The sequence below is a fragment of the Buttiauxella sp. genome (assembly GCF_035271705.1).
In the GTDB taxonomy this organism is placed as follows: domain Bacteria; phylum Pseudomonadota; class Gammaproteobacteria; order Enterobacterales; family Enterobacteriaceae; genus Buttiauxella.
Genome location: NZ_DATERI010000202.1, coordinates 1 through 9,322 on the forward strand (window position 1 = coordinate 1; position 9,322 = coordinate 9,322).

The following is a 9,322-nucleotide window of genomic DNA, read 5'->3' on the forward strand; positions in this document are numbered from 1 at the left end:
CAGAAAGCAAAAAACCAGCCCTTAGGCTGGTTTCTTTAAATAGTGGTGCCCGGACTCGGAATCGAACCAAGGACACGGGGATTTTCAATCCCCTGCTCTACCGACTGAGCTATCCGGGCAACGGGGCGCATTAAACCGTAAAGGCTGTTTGGCGTCAACGGTTTTATATTAATAAACCGTGCGTTTGCACGAATAATGTGCTCCAGGTAGCAGCATCGCCTTGAACCCTCGTGCAGAAGGTGCCATGATTGCGCGAAATTTCACACATCCGCAACGGGGCGCTTATTGATGTTTATAGTCAATGTTCACCGACATCTCTCGATGGCGCTCGTTCACCATTCTGCTGTATCCCGAAGACCCTTGCTCACCATGCGGTGAGGGCACGCACGCTCACTGCAGGACAACAGTAAAATCAGGTGATGCCTGGTTTTACTGATGTCTGGCGGTCGGAGTGGGGAATATCCATCAGACCATCAAGACACATTCGCCGGGGAATGCTCCCTTTGCCGTGCCACAAGGCACTCACTCATCCTTGACCTCTGGGATTTGTGCATATGAAATCTTTGAAAATTGCCGCCAGCCACGATGTGGTTGCCACACTTGAAACACATCGTGAAGTGGTTTCGCTCGATAGCACTGATTTTACCGATATTGCCGCCGTTGTCCTTTCTGTGGCGGATAGTCGCAGCGGTATTCTGGCGTTACTCAAACGCACGGGTTTTTCGATTCCTGTTTTTTTAGCGGCTGATGACTGGGCAGGCGACCAGGCAGGCATCACTGGGCTGATAACCGGCAAAGCGCAGGATTATCTGGAGCTGGAAACAGCGGCCTCTGGCTATGAAGAAAATCTACTGCCGCCGTTCTTCGATACGCTGACAAAGTATGTGGCGATGGAAAACAGCACTTTTGCTTGCCCTGGTCACCAACACGGTGAGTTTTTCAAAAAGCATCCTGCGGGACGCCAGTTCTATGATTTCTTCGGCGAGAATTTGTTTCGTGCAGATATGTGCAATGCAGACGTTAAACTCGGCGATTTACTGATCCACGAAGGCTCTGCCAAACATGCACAGAAGTTTGCGGCCAAAGTCTTTAACGCCGATAAAACCTATTTCGTGTTAAATGGTACCTCGGCTGCGAATAAAGTCGTCACCAATGCGCTGCTGACTCGAGGCGACCTGGTGCTTTTCGACCGCAACAACCATAAATCCAACCATCATGGCGCGTTGATTCAGGCGGGAGCGACTCCGGTTTATCTTGAGGCCGCTCGCAATCCGTTTGGTTTTATTGGCGGAATTGATGCGCACTGTTTTGATGAAACGTATTTACGTGAATTGATTGCAGAAGTTGCCCCAGACCGTGCGCAAGAAAAACGCCCATTCCGCCTTGCGGTTATCCAACTTGGGACTTACGACGGCACGATTTATAACGCCCGTCAGGTAGTGGATAACATCGGTCATCTTTGCGATTACATTCTGTTTGATTCTGCATGGGTAGGGTACGAGCAATTCATTCCGATGATGGCTGACTGTTCGCCGTTGCTGCTGGATCTTAACGAGAACGATCCAGGTATTTTTGTCACGCAATCGGTGCATAAGCAGCAAGCCGGTTTTTCACAGACTTCTCAGATCCACAAAAAAGATAACCATCTGCGTGGGCAAGCGCGTTTTTGCCCGCATAAGCGCCTGAACAATGCGTTTATGCTGCATGCGTCAACCAGCCCGTTTTACCCGCTTTTTGCGGCCCTTGATGTGAATGCTAAAATTCACGAAGGGGAGAGTGGCCGCCGTCTGTGGGCTGAATGCGTGGTACAGGGGATCGAAGCGCGCAAAGCGATCATCAATAGTTGCACGATGATCAAACCGTTTATCCCACCCGTGGTTGCGGGTAAGCCGTGGCAGGATCATCCCACGGATGTCATCGCCCAGGAGCGCCGGTTCTTCAGTTTTGAACCAGGTGAAAAGTGGCACGGCTTTGAAGGCTATGCGCAGGATGAATATTTTGTCGATCCTTGCAAGCTACTGCTGACCACTCCGGGCATTGATCCACAAACCGGGCAGTACACTAAATTTGGTGTCCCTGCGGCGATCCTCGCAAACTACCTGCGTGAAAACGGTATTGTTCCTGAGAAAGCGGATCTTAATTCGATTCTGTTCTTGCTGACGCCTGCTGAAAGCCGCGAGAAAATGGCGCATCTGGTAGCGATGCTGGCACAGTTTGAGCAGCATATTGAAGATGACACGCCATTGGCGGACGTACTGCCGACTATCTATCAGAAGTATTCACAACGTTATAAAGGCTACACGCTGCGTCAACTTTGCCAGGAAGTGCATGATCTTTACGTCAGCTTTGCGGTGAAGGATCTGCAAAAAGCGATGTTCCGCAAAGCCAGCCTGCCCGCCGTTGCAATGAATCCACAAGATGCAAACAGTGAGTTTATCCGTGGCAACGTCGAGCTAGTGCGTTTGAGTGCGTCAGAAGGGCGTATTGCTGCTGAAGGCGCATTGCCCTATCCACCAGGTGTGTTGTGTGTGGTACCGGGTGAAGTTTGGGGTAGCGCTGCGCTGCGCTATTTCCTTGCACTGGAAGAAGGTGTGAACTTGCTGCCGGGCTTCTCACCGGAATTGCAGGGTGTGTATAGCGAAACGGATGCGGATGGAATTAAGCGTCTTTACGGTTATATGATTAAATACCCGTCATAATTCAAGTTGCAGGTGTGTTGACTGCAGCGTGCGCCCCAGCCACATAGTTATCTATGTGACTGGGGGCTTATGGTCCGGTCGTCTTCCCGCACCTCGAATTATTTTGGGTATTGAAACTGCTGCATTAACTATCAGGCTGTCGGCAGGGTAACCGCTGGTGTTCTGACGTGTTTATATTTGAAGAGTGCGAGGAAGGCAAAGACCAGCACCAGTGAATAACCGGCGAAAATCAGCCAGACGCTTTGCCAGTCGGTGATCCCCGCCGTTGTGTAGTTCTCCACCACTTTCCCGCTGACAATCCCGCCCAGGATGCAACCAAACCCGTTCGTCATCATCAGGAACATGCCCTGAGCGCTGGCACGAATCTCTGGTTTAACCTCTTGTTCAACGAACACAGAACCAGAGATGTTAAAGAAGTCGAAGGCACAACCGTAGACGATCATCGACAATACCAGCAATACCGTACCCATTGGTGTTGGGTCGCCAAAGGCAAACAATCCAAAGCGAAGCATCCACGCGACGATACTGATAAGCATCACGTTCTTGATGCCGTAACGAATCAAGAAGAATGGGATCGTAAGGATAAATACGGTTTCAGAAATTTGCGAAATAGACATCAGTACTGACGCATGTTCGACAATAAAGCTGCCGGCGAACAGCGGGTTTTGATCAAAACTGTGCAGGAAGGTATTACCAAACATATTGGTAATTTGCAGCTCAGCACCCAACAGCATGGAGAAGATGAAGAAAATAGCCATGCGCTTGTTTTTGAACAGTGCGAACGCGTCTAACCCTAACATCGAGCTCCAGCTTTGGTTTTTCTGCGCGTTAGCAACGGGAATATGTGGCAGTGTCAGGGTGAAAATGGCTAACACTAATGACAAAGTTGCACCGATATAAAGTTGCATGTGGCTTAATTCGAAACCTGAGAAACTCACACCCCACATGGCGAAGATGAAGCCAATGGTTCCCCAAATACGAATAGGTGGGAAGTCGGTTACGATATCCAATCCTGCGGATTGCAGGCGGTAGTAAGAAATCGTATTCACCAGCCCAAGCGTTGGCATGTATGCGAGCGAGTTCAGCAGAATCACAACGAACATCGCACTCGGTGAGGTAACCTGGGCGGCGAAATACAATGTGATGGCGCCAACCAGATGACAGGCCGCATAGATCCAGCGCGCACTAATCCATTTGTCCGCAATGATACCCAGCAGCGTTGGCATGAATACCGCCGCAATACCCAATGAACTGTATACCGCGCCGATGGCCGCACCATCAAACTTGAGGGTGACGAACATGTATGAGCCGAGCGTGGTCAGCCAGCTACCCCACAAGCAGAACTGCAGAAACGAAAGTACTTTAAGCTGCAGCTTAAGGTTCATGAAAATTTCCTCACAGGATTGTCCTATAGAATGTTGCATTTATCACATATCTGTTTCGATATGTTGTTATTGTAACATTAACAGTACAGGAAGGTTATTTTTGATACATTCAGCAAATAAATGAAAACATCCTCAAGTTACATTCGAGAATAGTGACCAGACTTGCATTTTTTGCTCATTGAGGCGCAGAAAACAGCGGCGGTTGTCTCTCCTGCCGTCAAAATGAATGGCAGGAGAGACAACATACTGAAGATTAGCGCCGACGATAGGCCTTCTGTGCGGTATTCACTTTGTACAGATAATGACGTGATTCCGCTGAAGGATGGCGTGTGGTCAGTGTCTGATACACATCGCCTGGCGTCATGCTGTTGATAATACTGTATGCACGGTTCTTATCGTTGTTGAACACGCGTAGCACACTGCCTGCACCACCGTTATACGCGGTGATCACTGCATAACGGCGCGAGGTTGGGTTATCAATTCCGCTCAAATAGCTGTCTTGCAAAATCGCCAGATAAGCCGTACCGGTATCGATATTACTTTCAGGATCAAACAAGTAGCTGCGGCTTGGTTTGCCCCATTTCCCCTGGGATTTAAAGACATCAACCCCTGCGCTGTGCTGCACAACCTGCATCAGGCCCAGTGCATCTGCGTGGCTCACTGCATACGGGTTAAAGCTCGATTCCGTTTGCATGATTGCCAGGATCATGGACTCATCGACACCATATTTCTTCGACGCTTTGCGTACCATGCCAAGGTATTTATGTGCACGTTTATCAAGGTGGTTTGGTACCAGATTGATGGTCACGCTATAAACGATTTTCAACCCAGTACTGCGGCTTTTCATGCGTGTTTGTAGCAGGTAATCAGCAAATTTTGACGCGCGCCCTTCCCAGCGAATTGGCTGGCCGGTGTTATCAAGCACCTGGCCATACAGGAACGGTTCTTTGGAGATAACCACATCGTTGGCATCGGAATAAAGATCGATAGACCCCGGATCGTCACCCATCAGTAACGTGTTAATGATTGCCTGACGCAAGTGTGCGGCCGGTTCGGTGCCGGCAATGGTTTCGATGGTAATCGTACCTTCGTCAAAGTTGATGTGGCTACGGGTCAGGTATTGGTCGGTATATTTCACGTAGTCTTTAGGACCCGCAATCAACACTTCCTTTATGCCCCAGATATTTTCGATGTTATGAGCAAATTGCCCCATCAAAATATCGAAACCATTGGTGTCCTTAACAAAAGCCTCGTTATAGGCGTTTTCTTTTTTGCTCGAACATGAGATGAGCAACGGGACAACCAGAGCTAGCGCGAGAAATTTTTTCATCGTTCCGGGTGTGCTTGTTGAGTTTGCATAAGGGGCGATGGCCCCCTGTATTTTTATTTTTCTGGCGGCGTATAGCCTTCGATGTGGACTTCTTTGCCTTCGAACAGGAAGTTGACCATTTCAGCTTCCAGCTCTTTGCGGTGCTCTGGGTTCATCATGCTCATTTTTCGTTCATTAATAAGCATGGTTTGCTTGGTCTGCCACAACGCCCACGCTTCTTTAGAGATCTCGTTATAAATACGTTTGCCCAGTTCGCCTGGATAAAGCTGGAAATCCTGGCCTTCTGCGTCACGTTGCAGGTAAGTACAAAAAATAGTTCTGCTCATCATTCATCCTCTTCAACGACTCGGGCGGGTATCAGTACCACCGGATCGGCGTGTAATTGCTGTAATAAACGCTCTACAGGGGCGGCCAGTCCTACGGACGGAGGCTGCGCTAAGTTATACCAGAGAGCGGTTCCTTCATCCATGCACCCGCTAAATGAAAGCACCGGGAGCCACATCGGGACAATATCCAAATGGAAGTGGCTGAAAGTATGACGGAATGCGGTTAATTGCGTGAGATTATTTGCTGGGATTTGGCGTTGTACTAGCCAGTCGTGTAACTGCGTTTCGGTTTCAAACTGCGGGAAGCAGTACAAACCTCCCCAAAGACCCACGGCCGGGCGCTGGGAAAGTAAAATACTTTGTTGATGCTGCATCATCAGGAAATAGCCGGTGCGCTCGGGTATTGTCACCTTGGGTTTTTTACCTGGATAACTCGCCCAGCTATTATTTGCATACGCCTGACAAATATTATTGACCGGGCAAAGTTCGCATTTTGGCTTTGAGCGCGTGCAAACCATTGCACCCAGATCCATCATCGCCTGGTTAAATTGGCTAACACCTTGCGCGGGTGTCACTTGCTCGCTGATGTCCCAAAGCTTCTTCTCAACATCTTTTTTACCCGGCCAGCCAGAAACGGCGTAACAACGTGCGAGAACTCGTTTCACATTGCCATCGAGGATCGGGAAATGTTTACCCAGTGAAAGTGAAAGGACTGCACCTGCGGTAGAACGGCCCACGCCGGGAAGTGCTGAAACCTCTTCAAAGGTTTCCGGGAACACGCCATTGTACTGATTTGCTACCATTTGTGCGGCTTTATGCAGGTTACGGGCGCGAGCGTAATAACCCAGTCCGGTCCACAGATGCAGCACTTCATCTAACGGCGCATTGGCGAGATCAATGACTGTCGGGAAGCGTTCCATAAAGCGCTCAAAGTAAGGAATGACGGTGGCAACTTGCGTTTGTTGCAACATCACCTCAGACAGCCATACTTTGTAAGGCGTTTTTTCGAGTTGCCATGGCAGGGTTTTGCGGCCGTATTTTTGATACCAGTCGAGAACCTGGTGGGAGAATTGCGGCGCTTGTGTCATAGGTTGCCCGGCATCCGATAAATGTGTGAATTATACCCGTCACCCTTCAATATGCAGGGGTGTTGGCTGCTTTCATTCACCCGAATCACTGACTCAAGTAAGCTTATCGGAATTCACTCGATTGCCGCCTACCTGTATCTTGAAGTAACTTGGGTATAGGGGGCTGATTCCAGCACAGACGGCTCCGTGCTGTAAACTGGAACTTTCTGGTGCTTGCTTCTCATCATTAACTTTGGATAATGCCCGTTTCACGAACACTAACTTAAAGCCTGAACACCATGAAAAATGACGTCATCTCACCGGAATTTAATGAAGAAGGCCGCGCAATGCGCCGGATTCGTAGTTTTGTGCGCCGCCAGGGCCGCCTCACTAAAGGGCAGGAGCACGCACTGGAAAACTATTGGCCGGTGATGGGCGTTGAATATGAAACCGCGCCTGTCGATTTTGCAGCCCTGTTTGGTCGCGAAGCGCCAGTAACGCTGGAAATTGGTTTCGGCATGGGAACTTCGCTTGTCACAATGGCTCAGGTTAATCCACAGCAGGACTTTTTGGGCATTGAAGTACACTCGCCAGGTGTAGGTGCATGTCTCGCAACAGCCCATGAAGAGGGCGTTGAGAACCTACGGGTGATGTGTCACGACGCGGTTGAAGTGCTGCAAAAAATGATTCCTGACAATTCTTTATCTATGGTTCAGCTCTTTTTCCCTGATCCATGGCACAAAGCACGTCATAATAAACGCCGTATCGTTCAAGTACCGTTTGCCGAGTTGGTGAAAAGTAAACTGAAACTGGGTGGCGTGTTCCATATGGCAACCGACTGGGAACCTTATGCCGAACACATGCTCGAAGTGATGTCCTCTATCGACGGTTATCAAAACCAGTCGCAGAGTAACGACTACGTACCGCGCCCGGATTCACGTCCGGTGACCAAATTTGAACAACGTGGCCATCGTCTTGGTCATGGCGTATGGGACTTAATGTTCGAGAGGGTAAAGTAATGGCAATAAATCGTAGCCGTCGTTTGCGTAAGAAAATGCACATCGACGAATTCCAGGAATTGGGGTTCTCTGTTGCATGGCGTTTCCCGGAAGGCACCTCCGAAGAACAAATTGATAAAACCGTTGATGCGTTTATTGACGATGTTATCGATAAAAATGGTCTGGCTTTTGATGGCGGCGGCCACTTCTCCTGGGAAGGCTTAATCTGCCTGCAGGAAATCGGCAAATGCACCGAAGAGCATCAGGCTCTGGTGCGCAAATGGCTTGAAGAACACAAAGCGGAAGATATTCGCACCAGTGATCTGTTTGATGTTTGGTGGGATTGATATATACCCGTAATCTTTCAATTTGCATGTGCGTTGGCTTTGCTCGCTCACCCCAGTCACTTACCTCAGTAAGCTCCTGGGGATTCACTGCGTCGCCGCCTTCCTGCAACTCGAAATCTTTTGGGTATTTGCAGCATAAATAGGTCGGTGAAAACCGGCCTTTTTTTTAGGAGTAACTATGATTCGTAAGGCTCTGATGGGCGTACTGCTACTCACCGCGATGCAGGCGCAGGCCGACTATAAATGCAGCGTCACACCTCGCGATGACGTGGTAATCAACCCGCAATCAGTTCAGGTTGTTGGCGAGAACGGTAACTTGGTTATTGCCCCGGACGGCAGCCTGCAATTCAACGGCAAACCCCACACTTTAAACGCAACGCAGCGCCAGTTGGCGGTGAATTATCAGCAAGCGTTGCGCGCAGATCTCCCGTGGATCAACAACGGCGCATTGACCCGTGTTGAAAAAGGGCGTGTCGCGCTGGATAAAATCATCGCTCAGGAAGTCGGTGAGAGCAGCAATATGCGTGGCCGTCTGACTAAGCTCGATGCGCAGCTTAAAGAGCAAATGAGCCGCATTATTGAAACGCGTCAGGATGGTTTAACGTTCCACTATAAAGCGATTGATCAGGTTCGTGCTGATGGGCAACAACTGGTAAATCAGGCGATGGGTGGCATCTTGCAGGACAGCATCAATGAAATGGGTGCAAAAGCAGTTCTAAAAGGCGGCGGTAATCCGTTGCAAGGCGTGTTGGGTAGCCTCGGCGGATTGCAGACGTCGATTCAGAATGAGTGGAAAAATCAGGAAAAAGATTTCGAGCAGTTTGGCCGCGACGTATGTAGCAAAGTCGTGACGCTGGAAGGGCAGCGGAAGGGCCTGGTCGAGACTCTAAAATAATATCCCCTTCATACTTCAAGCTGCATCTTTGTTGGCGGCGCTCCCGCGCTCTGGTCACTTACTTATGTAAGATCCCTGGGACTTGCTCTCTTGCCGCCGCAATGCCACTCGAATTATTTTGGGTATAAAAATGGCCTGGCTTTTGATGGCGGCGGCCACTTCTCCTGGGAAGGCTTAATCTGCCTGCAGGAAATCGGCAAATGCACCGAAGAGCATCAGGCTCTGGTGCGCAAATGGCTTGAAGAACACAAAGCGGAAGATATTCGCACCAGTGA

8 protein-coding genes, 1 tRNA gene and 1 pseudogene are annotated in these 9,322 nt (G+C 49.6%); 5 read left to right on the forward strand and 5 right to left on the reverse strand.

Annotated elements, in window-relative coordinates:
- Positions 1-43: 43 nt before the first annotated feature.
- Positions 44-119 (reverse strand) — tRNA-Phe (locus VJY99_RS18015).
- 435 nt (positions 120-554) lie between these two features.
- On the opposite strand from VJY99_RS18015, the gene VJY99_RS18020 reads away from it, so the two are divergent.
- Entirely contained in the window at positions 555-2,699 is a 2,145-nt protein-coding gene (locus tag VJY99_RS18020; RefSeq protein ID WP_324120926.1) for an ornithine decarboxylase, read from the forward strand.
- A gap of 131 nt (positions 2,700-2,830) precedes the next feature.
- Here the strand turns inward: VJY99_RS18020 and VJY99_RS18025 are convergent, their stop codons facing one another.
- The 4 genes from VJY99_RS18025 to mutY form a co-directional block, all read right to left on the reverse strand.
- Complete coding sequence (locus VJY99_RS18025; protein WP_324120928.1) at positions 2,831-4,084, reverse strand: nucleoside permease; 1,254 nt, start codon at positions 4,082-4,084, stop codon at positions 2,831-2,833.
- A 253-nt stretch (positions 4,085-4,337) separates the two neighbouring features.
- Entirely contained in the window at positions 4,338-5,414 is a 1,077-nt protein-coding gene (gene mltC, locus VJY99_RS18030; protein ID WP_324120930.1) for a membrane-bound lytic murein transglycosylase MltC, read from the reverse strand.
- A gap of 53 nt (positions 5,415-5,467) precedes the next feature.
- Positions 5,468-5,740: an oxidative damage protection protein gene (locus tag VJY99_RS18035; protein ID WP_034493327.1), complete on the reverse strand. Its 273-nt coding sequence runs from the start codon at positions 5,738-5,740 to the stop codon at positions 5,468-5,470.
- Entirely contained in the window at positions 5,740-6,828 is a 1,089-nt protein-coding gene (gene mutY / locus VJY99_RS18040) for an A/G-specific adenine glycosylase (RefSeq protein WP_324120934.1), read from the reverse strand. Before mutY ends, VJY99_RS18035 begins: the two co-directional genes overlap by 1 nt.
- A 278-nt stretch (positions 6,829-7,106) precedes the next feature.
- Here mutY and trmB point away from each other — a divergent pair, with 278 nt between their 5' ends.
- The 4 genes and pseudogenes from trmB to VJY99_RS18060 all read left to right on the forward strand — a co-directional run.
- Positions 7,107-7,826 (forward strand): tRNA (guanosine(46)-N7)-methyltransferase TrmB, encoded by a 720-nt coding sequence (trmB, locus tag VJY99_RS18045; protein ID WP_324120936.1) that lies wholly within the window; start codon positions 7,107-7,109, stop codon positions 7,824-7,826.
- Positions 7,826-8,152 carry a YggL family protein gene (locus tag VJY99_RS18050; RefSeq protein ID WP_324120938.1) on the forward strand — a complete coding sequence of 109 codons (327 nt, stop codon included), beginning with the start codon at positions 7,826-7,828 and terminating at the stop codon, positions 8,150-8,152. The genes trmB and VJY99_RS18050 overlap by 1 nt, the downstream gene beginning before the upstream one ends.
- 178 nt (positions 8,153-8,330) lie before the next feature.
- Complete coding sequence (locus tag VJY99_RS18055; RefSeq protein WP_324120940.1) at positions 8,331-9,047, forward strand: DUF2884 domain-containing protein; 717 nt, start codon at positions 8,331-8,333, stop codon at positions 9,045-9,047.
- A 129-nt stretch (positions 9,048-9,176) separates the two neighbouring features.
- Positions 9,177-9,322: pseudogene (locus tag VJY99_RS18060) on the forward strand (50S ribosome-binding protein YggL); the annotation flags it as partial.

Coding starts and splice junctions, on each gene's coding strand:
- VJY99_RS18035 (WP_034493327.1), bottom strand. CDS start 5,740: ATGAGCAGAACTATTTTTTGTACTTACCTGCAACGTGACGCAGAAGGC.
- trmB (WP_324120936.1), top strand. CDS start 7,107: ATGAAAAATGACGTCATCTCACCGGAATTTAATGAAGAAGGCCGCGCA.
- mutY (WP_324120934.1), bottom strand. CDS start 6,828: ATGACACAAGCGCCGCAATTCTCCCACCAGGTTCTCGACTGGTATCAA.
- VJY99_RS18050 (WP_324120938.1), top strand. CDS start 7,826: ATGGCAATAAATCGTAGCCGTCGTTTGCGTAAGAAAATGCACATCGAC.
- VJY99_RS18020 (WP_324120926.1), top strand. CDS start 555: ATGAAATCTTTGAAAATTGCCGCCAGCCACGATGTGGTTGCCACACTT.
- VJY99_RS18025 (WP_324120928.1), bottom strand. CDS start 4,084: ATGAACCTTAAGCTGCAGCTTAAAGTACTTTCGTTTCTGCAGTTCTGC.
- VJY99_RS18055 (WP_324120940.1), top strand. CDS start 8,331: ATGATTCGTAAGGCTCTGATGGGCGTACTGCTACTCACCGCGATGCAG.
- mltC (WP_324120930.1), bottom strand. CDS start 5,414: ATGAAAAAATTTCTCGCGCTAGCTCTGGTTGTCCCGTTGCTCATCTCA.